Origin of the sequence: Micromonospora sp. NPDC005171 (assembly GCF_040608575.1) — a bacterium.
Taxonomy (GTDB): Bacteria; Actinomycetota; Actinomycetes; order Mycobacteriales; family Micromonosporaceae; genus Micromonospora.
On record NZ_JBEXIM010000032.1, the window covers coordinates 27,641 to 47,074 of the forward strand.

The following is a 19,434-nucleotide window of genomic DNA, read 5'->3' on the forward strand; positions in this document are numbered from 1 at the left end:
CTTGTGTCGCAGGCGGTGCCGACTACGGCGATCGCCGTACGCACCGGCCGTTCCTCGACGGATGCCGCGTGGTACGCATCCTTCGTACGTTGGCGTCATGTTTGAGGTCGGAGAGAACGCCGACGGGATCCTGGCCGGGGTCCTGTTCCTGATCTGGCTGTCCGCCGCGATCCTCGCCACCCGGCTGGCCTGGCGGCCGACGCCCGAGGCGCTCCGCAGGAGCGCCCGTCGGCTCCTGCGCCTGCTCGTCGTCGCGCTGGTGGTGCTGGTCGTCAAGTGTGTCGCGATCGGGTTGATGCTCGCCGTCGACTGGATCTTCGCCGACAACCGGGTGATCGTGCAGATGCCGCTCCTGCTGCTGCCGATGGCGGCCGTCGTCGTCTGGACCGTGCCGGGCCTGCGCGCCCTGGCCAACCGCGACGACGCACCTGTCGACGCCGAGACGCGCGCCGCCGCCGCCAGTCCCAGGTCCGTCGTGCCGGTCCAGGTGACGGCCGTGGCGACTGTCATCGGCGTCTACTTCGCGTACGTGTCCCGTCCGGTCCCGTCCTACCTCGACGACATCGCGACCCACGCCGCGCCGATCCTCCTGTCGGTGTCGGTGCTGTGGTTCTGGCAGGGGCATCGCCTGCGGGTCGTCACCGCGACCGATCTCGCACGCCGTGGCCGGCGTGCCAGCGCCCTGCGCGCCACCGCGCAGGCCGCCGTCGCGGTGCTCGTCGTCGCGGCTGGCATCACCTACGTGGCCCGGAGCAGCAGGTTGCCCGACCGGATGTCCATGACGTCCCACGACAACGTCGACTACGGCGGCGGCCCTTCGATCGGCCACGGTGGTCACGGCGGGGTCTCCGTGGACGACCTGCGTGGGCCGCGGACCGACAAGCCCGACAAGGCCTTCACCCTGACCGCGAAGAACGCCACGGTACGTCTTTCGTCCGGCACCGAGATCAAGGCGCTGACGTACAACGGGCAGTCGCCCGGGCCGGAGCTGCGGGTCCGCGAGGGCGACCTCGTCGAGGTGACGCTGCACAACGAAGTTCCCGACGAGAACGTGACCATCCACTGGCACGGTCTCGACGTGCCCAACGGTGAGGACGGTGTGGCCGGCGCGACGCAGAACGCGGTGGAGCCGGGCGGCACCTTCACCTACCGGTTCCTCGCCGAGCAGGTCGGCACCTTCTGGTACCACACCCACCAGAACCCGCTGGAGGCGATCCGGCGGGGCCTGTTCGGCGCGCTGATCGTCGAGCCGCGCGACGGCCCACCACCCGGCGAGCGGGACTTCGTCGTGCAGGCCCACGAGTGGCGTACGCCGGATGACAACATCGTCTCGTTCGGCACCAACGACACGCTGCAACGCCAGGAGGTCGCCCCGGGCACGCCGGTGCGGCTGCGCCTGGTCAACACCGACAACAACCCGTCCACCGACAGTCGTTCGCGGTCCCTGACGGTCAACGGCGCGCCGGTGCGGGTGGCGGCGATCGACGGGGTCGACGTCAACGGCCCGACTCCGCTGACCGACCCGCGGTTCGGGTTGGCGGCCGGTGGACGCTACGACGTCACGTTCACGATGCCGGCGGAACCGGTGCGCCTGACCGACCTCGCCAACCGCGACGCCGGGCTGGTCCTGGCACCACCGGGTGACACCTCGACGCCGAAGATCGTCGACGACGGCGACCAGTTCGATCCGCTCTCGTACGGATCCGGCGGCTCCCGGCCCTTCGACGCCGGCTCGTCGTACGACCGCGCGTTCACCCAACTTCTCGACGACCGTCTGTCCTTCTACAACGGCGGCCTCCACCTGGTGCCGATCATCAACGGGCACAGCTTCCCCAGGACGCCGACGCTGATGGTCCGGATGGGCGACGTGGTCAAGGTGCGGATCGTCAACCGCAGCCACCAGAACCATCCGATGCATCTGCACGGCCACCACGCGTTGGTGCTGTCGCGCAACGGGGTCCGGGCGACCGGGTCGCCGTGGTGGATCGACAGCCTCGACGTGATCCCCGGTGAGATCTACGAGATCGGCTTCGAGGCGGACAACCCGGGGCTCTGGATGGACCACTGCCACAACCTCGACCACGCGGCGAACGGCATGGTGATGCACCTCGCCTACGAGGGCGTGACGTCCCCCTATGAGCTGGGGCGCGGCACTCCCAACCAGCCCGAGTAGGCGGGACTGACGAGCCCTTCTCCACCGGCCGCTTCGGGCACAGCCAGCCGCGGTGGCCCGGTGTAGAGCACGGGAGCCGTTGAACGGGACTCCAACGGTCCTCGATGCTGTTGGGGGAGGGCGCGAACATGACTGGCAACTTCAGCGATTTCAAGGTGGCGGATCTGTCGCTGGCGGCCTTCGGGCGTAGGGAGATTGAGCTAGCCGAGCATGAGATGCCGGGTCTGATGTCGATCCGGAGGGAGAACGCCTCGCGGCAGCCGTTGAAGGGCGCGCGGATCACGGGCTCGTTGCACATGACGATTCAGACGGCGGTGTTGATCGAGACACTGGTGGCGCTCGGCGCGCAGGTCCGGTGGGCGTCCTGCAACATCTTCTCCACCCAGGACCACGCGGCGGCGGCGATCGTGGTCGGCCCGACCGGCACCCCCGAAGCCCCGGCGGGCGTCCCGGTCTACGCCTGGAAGGGCGAGTCCCTCGACGAGTACTGGTGGTGCACCCAGCAGGTGCTGCTCTGGCCGGACGGGCAGGGCCCGAACATGATCCTCGACGATGGTGGTGACGCCACGCTGCTGGTGCACAAGGGCGCCGAGTTCGAGGCGATCGGAGCGGTGCCGTCGCCGGAGAGCGCCGACTCGGAGGAGTACGAGGTCATCCTCGGCGTCCTGACCCGGTCGCTGCGGGAGGACGATCGCCGCTGGACGCGGGTCGCCGCCGGGATCAAGGGGGTCACCGAGGAGACCACCACCGGCGTGCACCGGCTGTACGAGATGCAGCAGGCGGGAAACCTGCTGTTCCCGGCGATCAACGTGAACGACTCGGTGACCAAGAGCAAGTTCGACAACAAGTACGGCTGCCGGCACTCGTTGATTGACGGGATCAACCGGGCCACCGACGTGCTGATCGGCGGGAAGGTCGCCGTCGTGTTCGGCTACGGCGACGTCGGCAAGGGCTGCGCCGAGAGTCTGCGCGGTCAGGGGGCGCGGGTCATCGTGACCGAGGTGGATCCGATCTGTGCCCTCCAGGCGGCGATGGACGGCTACCAGGTCGCGACCATCGACGACGTTGTCGAGACAGCGGACATCTTCGTGACCGCGACGGGCTGCTTCAGTGTGATTGCCAACGAGCACATGGCGCGGATGAAGCACCAGGCGATCGTGGGCAACATCGGCCACTTCGACAACGAGATCGACATGGCAGGTCTCGCGAACCGCGGGGACGTCGAGCGGATCACGGTGAAGCCGCAGGTGGATGAGTGGCGGTTCGCGGACGGCCACTCGATCATCGTGCTGTCGGAGGGTCGGCTGTTGAACCTGGGCAACGCCACCGGGCATCCGAGCTTCGTGATGTCGAACAGCTTCGCCAACCAGACCATCGCGCAGATCGAGCTGTTCACCAGCACCGACCAGTACCCGGTGGGTGTGCACACCCTCCCCAAACACCTGGACGAGAAGGTCGCCCGACTCCACCTCGCCGCGCTGGGTGTCCGCCTCACCGAACTGACCAAGGGACAAGCCAACTACCTCGGCGTCCCGGTCGAGGGGCCTTACAAGCCAGACCACTACCGTTACTGAAAGGGCCCGCCCCGCATGATCGCCGTATCTGGCTCGATCGCGACCGACCATTTGATGCGCTTCCCGGGGCGGTTCGCCGAGCAACTCATCGCCGGCAGACTCGACACCGTCTCGCTCTCGTTCCTCGTCGACGACCTCGTCGTCCGACGCGGCGGGGTCGCGGCCAACATCGCCTTCGGGCTCGCCCAACTCGGGCACCGGCCGGTGCTGCTCGGCGCGGTCGGTGGCGACTTCGGCGACTACCGCAGCTGGTTGGAGCGGCACGGCGTCGACTGCTCGGAGGTGCAGGTCAGCTCCACCGCACACACCGCCCGCTTCATCTGCACCACCGACACCGACCTCTGCCAGATCGCGTCGTTCTATCCCGGCGCGATGGGCGAGCCCGACCGGATCAGCCTCGACGGTGTCGCCGCGCGGGCTGATGGCCTCGGGCTCGTCATCGTCGCCGCGGAGAACCCGGACACGATGCTCGCCCGCGCTGCCGAATGCCGTCGACTGGGCCTGCCCTTCGCCGCCGACCCGTCACAGCAACTGGCCCGGATGCCGTCGGCCGACATCGAGGCGATGATCAACGGCGCGCGTTACCTGTTGACGAACGAGTACGAGGCGGCGCTGCTGGAGTCGAAGACCGGGCTGAGCGAAGACGACATCCTGCGCCGCGTCGGCGTACGGGTGGTGACCCTGGGCGCCAACGGGGTACGGATCACCGGCCAGGACGGCGACTTCCTGGTGCCGGCGGCGCAGGTCGGCGGCATCGTCGACCCGACCGGTGTCGGCGACGGCTTCCGGGCCGGTTTCTTCGCAGCGCTCGCCGCCGACCTGCCCATCGAGCGCGCGGCGCAGGTGGGCTGCGTCCTGGCGGCGCACGTGTTGGAGGTCGAGGGACCGCAGGAATACTCGGTCGACGCCGACGCTTTCGAGCGCCGCATCGCCGACTCCTACGGCCCCGACGTCGCGGTCGACGTGCGCGCGTTGGGGCTGGCCCGGGTGCGCTGGATCAGCACGACGCAGGCCAGCACCACCACCGCCGCCGCGACCGAGGCGGGTGTGACGGTCTCGCCGAGCAGCAGCGCCGACCAGATCAGGGTCAGTACGGGCTGGGCCAGTTGAATCTGGCCGACCTTGGCGATGCCACCCCGGGCGAGACCCGCGTACCAGGCGAAGAAGCCGAGGAACATCGAGACGACGGTGAGGTAGCCGAACGCCGACCAGACGACGGCGTCCGCCTGTGGGGGATGGACGACGGCCGCCACGGCGGTGATGGGCGCTGTGGCAGGCAGGGAGAGCAGCAACGCCCAGCAGATCGTCCGGGCGCCGCCGAGCTCGCGGGCGAGCACCCCGCCCTCGGCGTACCCGAGGCCGCAGAGCACGACCGCCGCCAGCAGGAACAGGTCGGCGAGGGACAGGGCGCCGTGCACCGCGCCGCTGGCGGCGAGGAACGTGAGCACCGACAGCAGTCCAGCGACAGTGGCGATCCAGAACAACGGTGGCGGGCGCTCGTTCGACCGCAGCACCGCGAAGACGGCCGTCATGGCGGGCAGCACTGTGATGACCACCGCGCCGTGCGCGGAGGTCTGCGTGGTGAGCGCGAGCGACGTGAACAGTGGAAAGCCGACGACGACACCGAGCGCGACGATCGAGAGCCGCTGCCACTGGCCCCGGGTGGGTCGCGGCGCACCGGTGAATCGCAGGTACGCGTACGCCAGCAGCGCCGCGCCGACCGCCCGGCCGAAGGCGACGAACCACGGGTCGAGATCCTGCACCGCGACGCGGGTGGCCGGCAGCGACATGCTGAAGGCCAGCACCCCCAGCGCGCCGAGGGCGAGGCCGGCGCCGCGTCCCGCTGTTATCGTCGCCGGGGCAGTAGCGCTACTCTGTGCTGTCATGGGCAACGGTAACGCTGTTGATTCTGTTGTTCAAGATCTGCGGAGACTGGTGGACGCGGCGGCACCCGGCACGCGTCTGCCCTCGGTGCGCGAGCTGACCGCCCGCCACCACGCCTCCCCGGTGACGGTGGCGGCGGCGATCCGGCAGCTCGTTGCGGAGGGCCTGATCGAGACCCGATCGGGCCGGGGCACCTTTGTGGCCAGTCGGCTGGCCCAGCGGAGCGCACCCGACCTGTCATGGCAGACGGTGGCGCTCGGCCCCCGCCGGCCGGGCGAGGAGGAGATGCAGGCGTTACTCGCGTTACCGCCTGCAGGTGCGATTTCGCTGTCCGGTGGTTATCTGGAGCCGGACCTTCAGCCCGCCGGTCCGCTCGGCGCGGCGTTGGCCCGCGCGGCCCGCCAGCCGTCCTGCTGGGAGCGCGGGCCGGCCGAGGGGCGCGCGGATCTGCGCGCGTGGTTCGCCCGCGAGGCCGGCACGGGGCTGCGCCCCGACGACATGGTGATCTGCCCCGGCGGGCAGGCCGCGCTCTCCTCGACGCTGCGCGCGCTGACCACGCCCGGCGACACCCTGCTCGTGGAGTCCCCGACCTACCTGGGCGCGCTGGCCACCGCCCGCGCAGCGGGGCTGCGGCTGGTACCCGTACCGGCCGACGTCGACGGCGTGCGGCCCGACCAGCTCGCCGTCGCGTTCGCCCGTACCGGCGCCCGGCTGTTCTACTGTCAGCCGCTCTACGCCAACCCGCACGGCGCGACGCTCGCCGTCCAGCGCCGAGCAGCGGTCGCCGCCGCGGTTCGCGACGCCGGGGCGTTCCTGATCGAGGACGACTACGCCCGCGACCTGGCCATCGACGGCGAGCCGCCGCCGCCACTGGCCGCCGACGACCCGGACGGGCACGTCATCTACCTACGCTCGCTGACCAAATCCGCCGCACCCGGTCTCCGGGTCGCCGCGATCGGTGCGCGCGGCCCGGCCGGCACCCGACTGCGGGCTGCCCGGCTGCTCGACGACTTCTTCGTCGCCGGCCCGCTGCAGCAGGCCACGCTGGAGTTCGTCACCGCACCTGCCTGGACCCGGCATCGCCGTACCCTGCGAAACGAGCTGCGCTCCCGGCGCGAGGCGCTGCTGTCCGCGCTGGCGCGGCACCTGCCGTCGCTGACCCCGCAGGGCGTTCCCCGCGGCGGGCTGCACCTGTGGGTCCGGCTGCCCGACGGCACTGACGACGTGGCGTTGGCCGCCGCCGCTGCCGCCACGGGCGTGATCGTCTTCCCCGGCCGGCCCTGGTATGCGGCCGAGGCGCCAGCGCCGCACCTACGTCTCACCTACGCAGCGGCCCCGGCGGAGTTGATGGACGAAGCGGTCCGTCGACTCGCTGTCGCACTCGGCCGCCCATAGCGCCAGGCGGGATCGCGACCCTGAATCGTGTAGCCCGCGAGCGGTCGTCGAGGCCGACGGTGGTGGCTGCTGTGACACCCGAACCTCTGCACCCATCTCATCGACGACCGTTCACATCTTGGCAGTGGTGCGCGCCTCCGCTAACGTCCATGGGAACGCTCCCATTAACTTAGACACATCTATGTGATCTGGAGGCAACACGTCGTGGCCATCCTCTCCTCGCTCCGCCGCAGATCGGCGGCCATCAGCGTGGCGGCCGTCGCGGGCGCCACCGCCGTCGGCGTCTGTCTCGCCGTCAGCAGTGCCTCCGCCGGCACGCTGTCCGGGTCGCTCTACCGCGACCCGAGTTCGGCCGTCGTCCGGTGGGTCGCCGCCAACCCCGGCGACTCGCGTACGGCAGTCATCCGCGACAAGATCGCGAGTCAGCCGCAGGCCCGCTGGTTCGCCAACTTCAACCCGTCGACTGTGCAGTCCGAGGTCTCCGGGTTCATCGGGGCGGCCAACGCGGCGCAGCAGATCCCGGTGCTGGCCGTCTACGAGATCACCAACCGGGACTGCGGCGGGGCCAGCGCCGGTGGGGCGCCGGACCTCAACCAGTACCAGACGTGGGTGTCCAACTTCTCCCGAGGACTGGGCAACCAGACCGTCATCATCATCCTGGAGACCGACTCACTCGCCCTGCTGACGTGCCTGAGCAGCGCCGAGATCAGCGCACGCAACGCGGCGATCTCGACGGCCACCCGGACCATCAAGTCGGGCAACCCCAACGCCAAGGTGTACCTCGACGGCGGCCACTCCACCTGGAACAGCGCGGGCGAGACGGCCAACCGGCTCCGGGCAGCCGGCGTGCAGTACGCCGACGGCTTCTTCACCAACGTGTCGAACTACAACTCCACCTCCAGCGAGGCGAACTTCGGTCGGGCGGTCATCTCCGCCCTCAACGGCATGGGAATCTCGGGCAAGCGCCAGGTCATCGACACCAGCCGTAACGGGGGCGCCAGTGGGGACTGGTGCGGCGACGACAACACCGACCGGCGCATCGGGCAGTACCCGACGACCAACACCGGCGACGGCAACATCGACGCGTACCTGTGGGTGAAGCCGCCGGGGGAGGCGGACGGCTGCCGCTACACGGCCGGTTCGTTCCAGCCCGACCTGGCCTTCAGCCTGGCCAACGGCGCTCCGAACCCGCCCACCACCACCCCGCCGACGACGCCGCCGACGACGACCACCCCCCCGACCACGACCCCGCCGACGACCACGCCGCCGACCACCCCTCCACCGAACTCCTCGCCGCCGGCCGGTGACGGCTGCTACGCGTCGTTCACTGTCAACCAGTGGGCCGAGGGCTTCACCGCGAGCGTGACGGTCACCGCCGGCAAGTCGGACATCAACGGCTGGAACGTGACCATCCAGCTGCCCAACGGCGCGGTCACCAGCACCTGGAACGCCCAGGTCAGCGGCACCAGCGGCACCGTAGGGTTCGTCAACATGAGCTACAACGGACGGGTCCTCGGCCGGCAGTCGACCAACTTCGGCTTCCAGGGCACCGGCACCGGCCCGAGCGGCGTTCTGGCCGACTGCGTGACGCGCTGACCCCACCCGATGCGGCGGCCCGGCGCGGAGCATCACTCTCCGCGTCGGGCCGTTCCCGTCCTGCGGTACGGGCCAGGGCTCAAGCGTGAGCTGCGGAACGTCCGGCCGCTTGCAGGTCGGGAAGACCACGGTCAGTTCCGTCGTCTCTCCTTCTCTTGCGGGACACCTCGTGGAAGGCGAGCAACGCGATCGCCACGGCGGTCAGCAGGCCGCCGAACAACGGGATGACGCGCACCCCCGCCGTCGCCAGCAAACCCGCGCCGATGAACGAGCCGGCCGCCAGGCCGAAGTTGAACGCGACGCTGAGGCTGGCCGACGCCATGTCGGTGGTCGACGGGGCCACCTGCATGACGCGGTGCTGGATTCCAGCGATCAGCGAGCTGAACGACATCCCTGCCACGGCGAGCAACGGGATCGTCAACGCCTTGCTCGTGCCAACCCCATAGAGGCCGAGCATTGCAGCGGTAAGGAGCCCGAGCAGAACCAGCACGACACTGAGCGGATAGCGATCCAGCACCCGGCCGACCGCCCAGGTGCCGGCGACACCGAACGAGCCCTGGACGAAGAGCAGCAGACCGAGAGATGCGGCGGCGAACCCACTGACGTCGAGGAGGAAGACGGTCATGTAGGTGAACGCGCCCATGGCGCCGGTGACCGCGAGGATGGTGGCGACGAGAAGCACGACGAAGCGGTGTCGATCCGGCATCGGCCCGATGGCGCCCGCACTCTCCTGCGGTGTGACGCTCGGCAGGAGCAGGACGACAGCGATGCAGGTGACGAAGCCGAAAACGGCCATCGCGACGAAGGCGGCCCGCCACCCGGCCTGCCCGCCCAACCACGTGCTCAGCGGCACGCCGAGGACCGGGCCGAGAGCGTTGCCGATCGACAGTCGAGCCACGATGCGGCCTCGGATGGTCGCGGGGAACATCGAGATCGCTACCGGGAACACCACCGCCCAGAAGACACCGTTGGTGGTCGCCGACACCAGCCGCGCGGCGAGCAACACCTCGTAGGAGGTTGCGAAGGCCGACACCGCCGTCGCCGCGGCGAACACACCGAGGGCGCCAGCGAGTAGCGGGCGCCGGGGCACTCGCCGAGTAACCCGGGTCAGCGGGAGCGCCACAATCATGACCACCACGGCGTACCCGGTCACCAGCAGACCGGCCTCGGACCTGGAACGTCCCAGGTCTGGCGCGATGAGCGTGAGCAACCCGATCGGAAGCACCTCGGTGGTGACGTAACAGAAAGTGGCCGCGGACAAGGCGGCGAGGGCATAGACCGCGCGTCGTTGGTGCGTCATGGCTACCTCCCAGATCCTCGACGAGGTGTAGCGAGCAGCAGCCACGCACGAGGTGTTGTGATTCCGTCTAACTGGGCTACGACGGTAGCATAGGTGGCTGTCCATCCCTCGCTGCAAAGCCGCATCCGCCTGACCGTCGGGGTGCGGGGCTGCACAGTGGAGGCGAGTTCCACCCTCGGCGGATGTCATCCTGGTCGCTTGGCAGGAATCTGGCACGAGACGTGCGGATCGACCGCGCGTCGGAGGTGGGCGCGACGAGCCCTGGGCATAACCTCCTTCGATGGTTTAGGTGGTAGCCTTGCCGGCATGCCACTCGACGTGTGTCAGCTACCGATGGTCGGCGGGCACCCGGCGCTCGATCTGATCAACACACACGAGCGAGGGGGCGAGTCGCCGCACGACTTCCTGTCCGACAGTTCCGCGTTGCTGCGCTGGTCGATCCAGGTGGGCGTGATCAGCGACGCGGAGGCCGACCAGGTGGGCCGGGCGTGGCGCGACGAGCCTTCGGCGGCGCACGCGGGACTGGCCGCCGTGCGGGACATCCGTGAAGGCCTCCATCGTGTGCTGCTCGCGGCGATCACCGACCCGGACGGTGGTACGGCGGGCGACCCCATCGCGGCCGGTGCCGCGCTGGTCGCCCTGCATCAGCGCTGGTCCGGCGCGGCCGCCCGAGCACGATTCGTGCTCGACCCGTCCCGGGTGCGGTTGGTCTACGGCACGATGCCGGCCATGGTGGTGCCCGATCGGATCACCGAGGCCGCCCTCGACGTCATGCTGACGTCCGACCTGACCCGGGTGCGCCGCTGCCCGGTGCGCGAAGGTGGCTGTGGCTGGCTGTTCCTCGATCAAAGCCGCAACGGTTCCCGCCGCTGGTGTCGCATGGCCGACTGCGGGAATGCGGTAAAGGCACGACGGCTCACCGAACGCCGCCGCGCCGCCCGGCCCTCCAGTGCGTAGGCGCTCGACGCTGGTCATCGAATATGTGCGCGCCGGGTGCTCTCCAATCGGTGCCAACCTGGTTCGGTCGGCGACTCAGCCAGTGCGGGACGAGCAGGATGGCCTCCGTCGCAACGGGCTGGTACGACCTCGGCGTATGCGAGCCGATTTCGGCTCGCATACGTTGGTCCTCCCGTAGAACTTTTTGATGGTTGCACCGCCCCCTTTGGTCATTCGGGATACGTCTTTTCCCGTGGGCGGTGCGGCAATCGTGGTACGACTGCTTCAGCGACAAGCCGACGAAGCAGGCGGGCGGGTGACGACGAATAGGGTGGCCAACCTGCTGCGCAGGCGTGAGAGTCCGCAGCGGCCGACGTTTCTGGAACTGTTCTTCGATCTCGTCTTCGTCTTCGCGCTCACCCGGATCGTGCACGAGTTGGTGTCGGACTACACCAGGGGCCACGTCGCGGAGAGGTTGACCACTTCCCTCGCCGAGAATGGCGAGACTCTGCTGCTGTTCCTGGCTGTCTGGTGGATCTGGACCCAGACGGCATGGGTGACGAGCAGATTCGATCCGTTTCAGCCGGCAATCCAGTTCGTTGTCATCACGACGATGTATGGGAGCCTGTTGCTGGCGGTCGCGATTTCGGGGGCTCTCGCCGAGACTGGCCTGCTCTTCGCGAGCACCTACGTCGCGATCCAGGTGGGCCGCACTCTCTTTTTCGCGCTCATTTTGCGGGGTCACAACCTTCGCCGCGTCAACATGCTGGCGCTCGTCTGGTTCGGCGCGTCTGCCGTGCCGTGGTTCATCGGAGCCTTCGCACCCGAGGTGACGCGTAATTCACTGTGGACGCTCGCCCTCGCGATCGACTACCTGGGGGCCAGACTCGGCTGGCCGGTCCCGGGGATGGGTCGCTCACAGGTGTCCCCGTGGTCCGGCGCGGGCGAACACCTGGCCGAACGCTACTGGCAGCTCGTCATCGTCGCGCTTGGTGAGACGATCCTGACCTCCGGGTCGAGCCTTCTACGCGGTCCTATCGTGGCTGAACGAACATTGGCCCTTACCGTGTCGTTCCTCATCACGGTGTTGCTGTGGCGGATCTACTTCTACCGAGCCGGTCAGATCCTGGGCGAGGCCATAGCGGCATCCGCCGACCCCGGACGGGTCGGTCGGTTGGCCGAATTCTCACACCTGCTCATGGTGGCCGGCATCCTTGCCACCTCAGCCGGTTCCGAACTCGCCCTCATGGATCCCACCGGAGACGCCAAACCCGCCTGGGTCGGGGCCATCCTCGGCGGGCCCGCGCTCTTTCTCGCCGGGCGCTCAGTATTCGAGTACGTGGCCTTCGCCCGGGTGTCCCGGCCACGGCCGATCGGCATCCTCGTCCTCGCGGCCCTGGCCCCGGTGACGGTCGGCCTGCCGCCACTCGGGGTCGCTGTAGCAGCTGTCGCCGTCCTGCTCGGCGTCGCCGTCTCGGACACGATCCGCGCTCACGGACGTCCCCTGGAGGAGGCTTCGCCGCCACGCTGACGTGTGCCGTTGCCTCTGCAAGTCGGCTGGTCTTCCCTCTATTGATCCTGGTGATGTGGTCGCTGTGTGGCCTCCAGCGGAAGCCGATCCGGGTCAATCCGTGCCGCCCAGGTCAACTGGGGTCGACGATGACGGTCGCAGCGCTGTGCGGTGTGATCCGCGTGTGGTCATCGGCCCACACCGCCGGGAAGCCCCCCAAGCGGGGCCGCTTCACCGTGGCGTGGCAGCAACCGGTGCCGGCTCTGCCGGGCCGGTCGGCAGCACCACCATCGTGCGCAGTGGCGATAGAAAGATCGGAACCCAGGCGACGGCCATGCCGACGGTGCCGCACCAGAGCGCGGCGCGCAGCGACACGTACTCCCCGACGAAACCGGCCAGCACCGAACCGATCGGCAGCGCCCCGGAAAGCACGAAACGCATGGTGGCGTTCATCCGGCCCAGCATCCGGTCCGGGGTGATGGTCTGCCGGAAGCTGACCAGCAGTACGTTGTCGATCGACGCCTTCGCCATCATCAACAGGTAGGCCACGGCGGCGGCCCACAGCCAGACGCCCCGGTCGGCGAAGGGCAGCAGCAGGTAGATCGGCGCCACGGTCGTCGCGGCGACTATGAGGGTCCGCCCGTAGCCGAAGCGCAGCGCGAGTCGCCGGGCGGCCATCGTGCCCAGGACCGCGCCCACCCCGCCCACGGCGAAGAAGACGCCGACCAGTCCCTCTTGCAACCGCAGCTCCCGGACGATCAGCAGCGGAACGATGACGACGATGACCGTGGAGGCCAGGTTCACCAGAGCCCCCGATGCCGCGACGGCACGCAGGGCGGGCTGTCCGGCGACGTAACGCAGGCCCTCACCGATCTCCCGCCACAGATGCCGGGGCCCGTCGGGTACGGCAGGTGCCGGCTCCGGGCGGCGGATCAGGCACAGGCAGAGAAACGACCACAGGTACGTGACCGCGTCGACGGCGATGGCCACCGGCGCCGTCAATGCCTGGACGAGCGCGCCGCCGGCCCCTCGGCCGACGATCCGGGAGACCGCCTCGGTGCCGGCGAGTCGGGCGTTACCGGCCACCAGGTGCTCGCGTCCGACGACCGCCGGCAGATAGCTCTGCGCTGCCACGTCCGAGAAGACCCGGCCCGCGCCCACCAGGAAGGCGACGACGAACAGTTGGGTCATCGTGAGGATTCCCCACCACCACGCCAGCGGCACCCAGGCCAGCAGCAGGAACCGAACGAGGTCGGCGGCGAGCAGAACGGGACGCCGACGCATCCGGTCGACCCACACACCGGCGGGCAGGCCGATCAACAGGAACGCCGCCGTGGTGGCGGCGTTCAGCAGGCCCACCTGCTCCGGGCCGGCCTGCAGGGCCACGATCGCCGCCAGGGGGAAGGCGATGTAGCTGATCTCGCTGCCGACTCGACTCACCGCCGTGCTCGCGAAGAGCAGTTCGAAGTCTCGATTCGCCATGCGGAGAGCATGGTGCGACAGCGCGACCAGCTCGATAGATTTAGACCAGGCTAAATTCCAGGAGGGTGATGCTCACCATCGGGTTCTCGGCGTACGACCTCGCGGTGATGCGGTTCGCGTTCTCACCGATGCAGGAGATCGTCGCCAGCGTCCGTGTGCTCAAGGATCCAGCGGCGCACGCCCTGCACGTGCCGTGGGTCAAACAGGTGGCACCCCGGGTGGCCGCGGCAGCTGGCGCCTTCGACCTGCTGTTCGCCCTGGTGCCGGTGCCGAGCTGGTACATCCCCGACTTCGTCACACCACCCCCGACGACGCCGGTACCCGATCTGCAGACCGAGCTGGCGGATCTCCGCCGCATCGCACCGCAACGGGTGCGCACGGACCTGGACCGGTTGGCGACACTGCGGGACCCGGCGCGGCGGAGCGCACCCGCCGGGTGGGACGACGCCCAGGCGCGCATTGACGATGCCGAGCTGCACGCCATGTGGACCGACCCGGCGGCGGGGCTGGATCGCCTCGCCCGGCAGATGAACGACTACTGGAGGCTGGCCGTCAGCGAGTACTGGCCGCGGCTGCGTAGCCTGCTGGAAGCCGACGTGGTGCACCGTGCCCGCCGCCTGGCCGACGGCGGCCCCACGAGCCTCTTCGCCGACCTGGCGCCATCCGTGAGCTGGCAGGACGACCAGCTCACGATCGTCCATCCACGCTTCGTCGGTCACCGCCAACTGGACGGCGAGGGCCTGCTGCTCGTCCCGTCGGCGTTCGTCTGGCCGACCGTCTTCTCCAGCACGATGCCACCCTGGCAACCGACCCTGACCTACCCCGCCCGCGGCGTGGCGACACTGTGGGAGAAGCAGACCACTGCGGCCGCCCCAGCGCTGGAACGGGTGATCGGGCGCTCGCGCACCCGGCTGCTGCTGGAGCTGGACGCACCAGCCTCCACCACGGAACTGGCCTACCGCACCGGACTGACGCCGGGAGCCGTCTCGCAACACCTGGGTCTGATGCGGTCGGCCGGCCTGGTGGGTGCGTCGCGCAGCGGCCGGCTGGTGCTGTACTTCAGGACCGACGCGAGCGACATGCTGCTGAATCAGGTTCGTGACTGACGCCGCCCGACCAACAGATCACTCTTGGTGATCGAATGTGCACAGTGCACCCGGGCCCGGTGATCCACGTACGACAGTGCGGGTCGATCCGGGTTCACCGAGGTCGCCCAAGGCGCGCACGTTCGCGCAACCCACTCCCCGTGGTCCTTTTCACCCAACCTCCGTTCGCGGCGACCTAACGCTGTGTTTGAACTGGCCGACGAGTTAAGTGTTGCTCCACCCCATCATTAAGCGGTGCTGACGGTGGGGACCTTGCTGATCGAACTAATAGACGGTTAACGTTGACCCAGCGTCGATCGGGCCGGTGAAAATCGCCCGGATCGGTGAGAGTAGCGAAACGGGGGAAGGATCTCGCTCTTGGACTCTGTGGAACCGCTGCGCCCTGCCGCGAAGCGGAACTCCTGATAGGTGCACCCACCCGAACTCCCTGCCCACGTGGGTTAGAGGGGTTCGGAGAGGTTGTTGCGTGCGCTTCGAACCAGCGAATGTGGCGCATCGGCGTCTGGCCTCTTATTGCGTGGCACCGCGTCTACCCGTGTGATAACCGCAACCGCAACCGCAACCGCATCTCGCGATATCGCGTCGGTTGCATGGACAACCATGCCCAGAAACAGTTAGGGGAAACGCAGAATGAATGCTCGTGAGATGACCATCGGGGGCCGTCGGGTCGCTGACGACACGGAGGCCTACGTCATTGCCGAGATCGGGCACAATCACGAGGGCAGCCTGGAGCGGGCCGAGGAACTCTTCCGGCAGGCGGCCGCCGCCGGGGCGCACGCCGCGAAGCTGCAGAAGCGGGACAACCGCAAGGTCTTCACCCAGGACATGTACGACCAGCCGTACCTCGGGCGTAACAGCTACGGGCCAACGTACGGTGCGCACCGAGAGGCCCTCGAGTTTGGCCGCGCCGAGTACGAGCACCTGGCCCAGCTCGCCGCCGATCTCGGCATCCACTTCTTCGCGACAGCCTTCGACACCGCAAGCGTCGACTTCCTGATGGACCTCGACCTCCCGGCGATCAAGATCGCATCGGGGGATCTGACCAACACGCCGCTGCTCAGCTACGCGGCCAAGGCGGGCAAGCCGATGATCATCAGCACCGGCGGCGCCAGCCTCGAGGAGGTCCGTCTGGCTTGTCGCACGATCCTGCCGATCAACGATCAGCTCGCGGTGCTGCAGTGCACGGCCGTCTACCCGGCCCCGCCTGAGATGCTCCACCTCAACGTCATCCAGGCGTTCCGCCGGGAGTTCCCGTCGGTCGTCATCGGCTTCTCCGGCCACGACCAGGGGCCCGACCTGAGCTCGGTGAGCTACGGCCTCGGCGCCCGGGTGATCGAGAAGCACTTCACCCTCGACCAGACCCGGCCGGGCAGCGACCACCACTTCTCCCTCTCGCCCGCCGAGCTGTCGACGCTGGTCACCGCCTTGAACCGGGCGCACCGGGCGCTCGGTTCCGAGGTCAAGACTCCGCTGGTCGAGGAGGCACCGGCGCTGTTCAAGATGGGCAAGAAAGTGGTGGCCGCGTACGACCTGCCGGCCGGGCACGTGCTGCGCGAGAGTGACCTCGCGTTCAAGTCGCCCGGTGACGGGCTCAAGCCGTACCGGCTCAACGAACTCATCGGCCGATCCCTGCGGCAGCCCGTCGCGGTGGACGAGCCTCTGTCGCCGGAGCTGACCATCCTGGCCGAGTCCATTCATGCTTCCTGATCTCACCGGCGAGATCGCGATGGTGACCGGGGTCCGTGGCCGGCTCGGCCCGGTCTGGATCTCGGCCCTCATCGCGGCCGGCGCCACGGTCGTCGGCCTGGACCTCAAGGTTGACGACGCGACGGGGCTGCACGGCGTCGCCGACACCGACATCGACCGGTTGATCCTGATGGAGGTGGACGTCACTGACGCTGCCAGTGTCCGGTCGGCGGTGCGACGGTGCCTCGACGGTGTGGGCGTTCCGTCGGTGCTCGTGAACAGTGCCGGCCTCGACGCACCGCCCGGGAGCAACGGCCGGAACTGGCACTTCGGCGATATTCCCGACGCGGTGTCCGGCGCGGTCCTCGACGTCAACTCGCTGGGCGTGCTGCGCATGTGCCAGGCGGTCGGACCGCTGATGGCCGAGCGGGGCAGCGGATCGATCGTCAACATCGGATCGCTCTACGGCTCGGTCGCGCCCGATCCCCGCATGTACGACCACCTGCCCGGCGACCCGCCCTTCCTCAAGCCGCCGGCCTACGGCATGTCCAAGGCGGCGGTGGCCGCCCTGACCCGTTACCTCGCGGTGCTCTGGGGCCCGCACGGGGTTCGCGTCAACACGTTGTCTCCCGGTGGCGTCCTGGGTGGGCAGGACCAGCAGTTCCAGGACAAGTTCGTCGTTCGGGTGCCGATGCGTCGCATGGCGACCGCCGCGGACCTCACCGGTCCGCTGCTGTTCCTCAGCTCCGCCCAGAGCCGGTACGTCACCGGCACCGAGCTGCTCGTCGACGGCGGGTTCGTCTGCCGCTGAGCCAACCAACCCCAACCGTGGAGGATTAATGGACGACCAGCTCTCCTGGGTGAGCCAGGCGGAGTTCACCCGTGCACTGGCCGGTGTCGACGACCGCCACGACCGCGCCCGACTGTTCGCGACCCTGTCCCGAATCAACACCCTGTACGCCGTGGCGCGAGCCGGTTCCGGCCACCTCGGGTCGAGCTTCAGCGCGGCCGACGTCGTGAGCTGGCTGCTGCTGAACCATCTGCGCCGGCCGTTCGACAGCGACGGCGACGTGTACTTCTCGTCCAAGGGCCACGACGCACCCGGGCTCTACGCATCGTTGATCGGCCTCGGTGCCCTGCCCGAAGAGCAACTGCATCGGCTGCGCCGACTCGACGGACTGCCCGGCCACCCGGATGTCGGCACGCCGCACATGGCCGCGAACACCGGCTCGCTCGGCATGGGCATCTCCAAGGCCAAGGGCATGATCGTCGCCGACCGGCTGCGGGGCGAGCGACGCCGCTACGTCGTGCTGACCGGCGACGGTGAGCTGCAGGAGGGCCAGATCTGGGAATCGCTGGCCGGAGCCGTGCATCGCGCCATGGGCGAGCTGACCGTCGTGGTGGATCACAACAAGATCCAGTCGGACACCTGGGTGCGTGACGTCAACGACCTCGGCGACCTGGAAGCCCGGTTCGCGGCATTCGGCTGGGCGGTGTTCCGCTGCGACGGACACGATCCGGCGGTGCTGGAGGAGACGCTGCGCCGGCGGGCCGAAGTGCCGGACGTGCCCGCCGTGATCATCGCCGACACCGTGAAGGGCGGGGGCTGCCCGACACTCGCTGCCACCTCGATGGGGGACGACGAGTGGCAATACCCGTACCACAGCGGGGCCCCGACGCAGGAGGTCTACCGCTCCGCGCTGGCCGAGCTCACCGGGCAGGCGCACGCGATGCTGGCCCGCTACGGGCTGGAGTCGCTGGAATTTCGACTCGTCAGCCGGCAGCCGGCCAGCGCCGGGAACGGGGCACGGCTGGTGCCCGCCTACGGAGAAGCGCTGGTCGCCCTGGCCGAGGCCGACGATCGGGTGGTCGCCTTCGACGCCGACCTGGTCATGGACACGGGCCTGATCCCGTTCTGGCGCCGCTTCCCCGACCGGTTCGTCGAGTGCGGCATCGCCGAGCAGGACATGGTTTCCCAGGCCGGCGGTGTCGCCAGCCGCGGACTGCTCCCCTTCGTCCACTCATTCTCGTGCTTCCTGCACGCGCGGCCGAATGAGCAGATCTACAACAACGCGACAGAACGGCGGCCGGTCGTGTACGTCGGCGCGCTGGCCGGCCTGCTGCCGGCGGCGCCGGGGCACTCCCACCAGGCAGTGCGGGACGTGGCGGCGGTCGCGGCGGTACCCGGGCTCGTCGTGCTCGAGCCCGCCAACCCCGCTGAGGTACGGGCGGCCGTCGACTTCTGCGCCACCTCGCCCGAGAGCACGTATCTGCGCCTCGTCAGCGCGATCTGCCCACCGGAGGTGATCGCGCTGGGCGCCGAGCCGCTGCGAGTGGGGCGGGGCCGGGTCGTCCGTGTGGGTGGACGAGTCGCCGCGATCGGGTCCGGTCCCGTCGTGCTCGCCGAGCTGCTCGCTGCTGCCGACGAGCTGCGCAGCTCGGGCATCGAGCTGACTGTCGTGGAGTTGCCATGGCACAACCGGATCGACGCCGCCTGGCTGCGTGAGCTGGTCGACGACCTCGACGGCCTGCTCGTCGTGGAGAACCACTACACGCACGGCGGGCAGGCCGATCTGATCGCCCGGCAGTTGGCCGAACTGGATCTGGCCAGCCTGCCCCGATTCCGCGGTGTCGGGCTGACCTCGATACCCCGTTGCGGCGCTGAAGCCGAGGTGCTCGACGCACATGGTCTCGACGCCCGACACCTGGCCGAGGCCGTACGCGACCTCGGCGTCGCACAGCCCACCCGCACCACCGTTGCGGCGCAGACCATCAGCGCCGCGCTCTGAGAG

At 69.2% G+C, this 19,434-nt stretch carries 13 protein-coding genes and 1 pseudogene; 11 read left to right on the plus strand and 3 right to left on the minus strand.

Annotation, left to right across the window (positions count from 1 at the left end):
- Positions 1 to 97: 97 nt before the first annotated feature.
- From ABZU74_RS26655 to ABZU74_RS26665, 3 genes and pseudogenes are all read left to right on the plus strand, one after another.
- Complete coding sequence (locus ABZU74_RS26655; RefSeq protein WP_355429140.1) at positions 98 to 2,173, plus strand: multicopper oxidase family protein; 2,076 nt, start codon at positions 98 to 100, stop codon at positions 2,171 to 2,173.
- 128 nt (positions 2,174 to 2,301) lie between these two features.
- Complete coding sequence (gene ahcY, locus ABZU74_RS26660) at positions 2,302 to 3,747, plus strand: adenosylhomocysteinase (RefSeq protein ID WP_355429143.1); 1,446 nt, start codon at positions 2,302 to 2,304, stop codon at positions 3,745 to 3,747.
- Between the two features lie 15 nt (positions 3,748 to 3,762).
- A pseudogene (locus tag ABZU74_RS26665) lies at positions 3,763 to 4,716 on the plus strand (carbohydrate kinase family protein); the annotation flags it as partial.
- Here the strand turns inward: ABZU74_RS26665 and ABZU74_RS26670 are convergent.
- Entirely contained in the window at positions 4,686 to 5,633 is a 948-nt protein-coding gene (locus ABZU74_RS26670; RefSeq protein ID WP_355429146.1) for a DMT family transporter, read from the minus strand. The pseudogene ABZU74_RS26665 and the gene ABZU74_RS26670 sit on opposite strands and share 31 nt — an antisense overlap.
- Between ABZU74_RS26670 and ABZU74_RS26675 the strand changes: the two genes are divergently transcribed.
- Positions 5,632 to 7,026, plus strand: coding sequence for a PLP-dependent aminotransferase family protein (locus ABZU74_RS26675; RefSeq protein ID WP_355429149.1), 1,395 nt, complete (start codon positions 5,632 to 5,634; stop codon positions 7,024 to 7,026). The two genes, ABZU74_RS26670 and ABZU74_RS26675, sit on opposite strands and share 2 nt — an antisense overlap.
- A 204-nt stretch (positions 7,027 to 7,230) precedes the next feature.
- Complete coding sequence (locus tag ABZU74_RS26680; protein ID WP_355429236.1) at positions 7,231 to 8,622, plus strand: glycoside hydrolase family 6 protein; 1,392 nt, start codon at positions 7,231 to 7,233, stop codon at positions 8,620 to 8,622.
- Positions 8,623 to 8,701: 79 nt separating this feature from the next.
- Here the strand turns inward: ABZU74_RS26680 and ABZU74_RS26685 are convergent, their stop codons facing one another.
- Positions 8,702 to 9,922 (minus strand): MFS transporter, encoded by a 1,221-nt coding sequence (locus ABZU74_RS26685; protein ID WP_355429152.1) that lies wholly within the window; start codon positions 9,920 to 9,922, stop codon positions 8,702 to 8,704.
- A gap of 306 nt (positions 9,923 to 10,228) precedes the next feature.
- Here ABZU74_RS26685 and ABZU74_RS26690 point away from each other — a divergent pair, with 306 nt between their 5' ends.
- Positions 10,229 to 10,879, plus strand: coding sequence for a CGNR zinc finger domain-containing protein (locus ABZU74_RS26690; protein ID WP_355429155.1), 651 nt, complete (start codon positions 10,229 to 10,231; stop codon positions 10,877 to 10,879).
- Between the two features lie 310 nt (positions 10,880 to 11,189).
- Positions 11,190 to 12,389, plus strand: a complete 1,200-nt coding sequence (locus tag ABZU74_RS26695; protein WP_355429158.1) for a low temperature requirement protein A — start codon at positions 11,190 to 11,192, stop codon at positions 12,387 to 12,389.
- 210 nt (positions 12,390 to 12,599) lie between these two features.
- Here ABZU74_RS26695 and ABZU74_RS26700 read toward each other — a convergent pair whose 3' ends face one another.
- On the minus strand, positions 12,600 to 13,850 hold the full coding sequence (locus ABZU74_RS26700; protein ID WP_355429161.1) for an MFS transporter: 1,251 nt from the start codon (positions 13,848 to 13,850) through the stop codon (positions 12,600 to 12,602).
- Positions 13,851 to 13,918: 68 nt separating this feature from the next.
- Here ABZU74_RS26700 and ABZU74_RS26705 point away from each other — a divergent pair, with 68 nt between their 5' ends.
- The 4 genes from ABZU74_RS26705 to ABZU74_RS26720 all read left to right on the plus strand — a co-directional run bounded on the left by ABZU74_RS26705 (position 13,919) and on the right by ABZU74_RS26720 (position 19,431).
- On the plus strand, positions 13,919 to 14,956 hold the full coding sequence (locus tag ABZU74_RS26705; RefSeq protein ID WP_355429164.1) for a DUF5937 family protein: 1,038 nt from the start codon (positions 13,919 to 13,921) through the stop codon (positions 14,954 to 14,956).
- A gap of 645 nt (positions 14,957 to 15,601) precedes the next feature.
- Complete coding sequence (locus tag ABZU74_RS26710; protein ID WP_355429167.1) at positions 15,602 to 16,663, plus strand: N-acetylneuraminate synthase family protein; 1,062 nt, start codon at positions 15,602 to 15,604, stop codon at positions 16,661 to 16,663.
- Complete coding sequence (locus tag ABZU74_RS26715) at positions 16,653 to 17,453, plus strand: SDR family oxidoreductase (protein ID WP_355429170.1); 801 nt, start codon at positions 16,653 to 16,655, stop codon at positions 17,451 to 17,453. The genes ABZU74_RS26710 and ABZU74_RS26715 overlap by 11 nt, the downstream gene beginning before the upstream one ends.
- 28 nt (positions 17,454 to 17,481) lie before the next feature.
- Positions 17,482 to 19,431, plus strand: coding sequence for a transketolase C-terminal domain-containing protein (locus tag ABZU74_RS26720; RefSeq protein ID WP_355429173.1), 1,950 nt, complete (start codon positions 17,482 to 17,484; stop codon positions 19,429 to 19,431).
- Positions 19,432 to 19,434: the final 3 nt, after the last annotated feature.

Coding starts and splice junctions, on each gene's coding strand:
- ABZU74_RS26655 (WP_355429140.1), top strand. CDS start 98: ATGTTTGAGGTCGGAGAGAACGCCGACGGGATCCTGGCCGGGGTCCTG.
- ahcY (WP_355429143.1), top strand. CDS start 2,302: ATGACTGGCAACTTCAGCGATTTCAAGGTGGCGGATCTGTCGCTGGCG.
- ABZU74_RS26675 (WP_355429149.1), top strand. CDS start 5,632: ATGGGCAACGGTAACGCTGTTGATTCTGTTGTTCAAGATCTGCGGAGA.
- ABZU74_RS26670 (WP_355429146.1), bottom strand. CDS start 5,633: ATGACAGCACAGAGTAGCGCTACTGCCCCGGCGACGATAACAGCGGGA.
- ABZU74_RS26685 (WP_355429152.1), bottom strand. CDS start 9,922: ATGACGCACCAACGACGCGCGGTCTATGCCCTCGCCGCCTTGTCCGCG.
- ABZU74_RS26690 (WP_355429155.1), top strand. CDS start 10,229: ATGCCACTCGACGTGTGTCAGCTACCGATGGTCGGCGGGCACCCGGCG.
- ABZU74_RS26700 (WP_355429161.1), bottom strand. CDS start 13,850: ATGGCGAATCGAGACTTCGAACTGCTCTTCGCGAGCACGGCGGTGAGT.
- ABZU74_RS26705 (WP_355429164.1), top strand. CDS start 13,919: ATGCTCACCATCGGGTTCTCGGCGTACGACCTCGCGGTGATGCGGTTC.
- ABZU74_RS26710 (WP_355429167.1), top strand. CDS start 15,602: ATGACCATCGGGGGCCGTCGGGTCGCTGACGACACGGAGGCCTACGTC.
- ABZU74_RS26715 (WP_355429170.1), top strand. CDS start 16,653: ATGCTTCCTGATCTCACCGGCGAGATCGCGATGGTGACCGGGGTCCGT.
- ABZU74_RS26720 (WP_355429173.1), top strand. CDS start 17,482: ATGGACGACCAGCTCTCCTGGGTGAGCCAGGCGGAGTTCACCCGTGCA.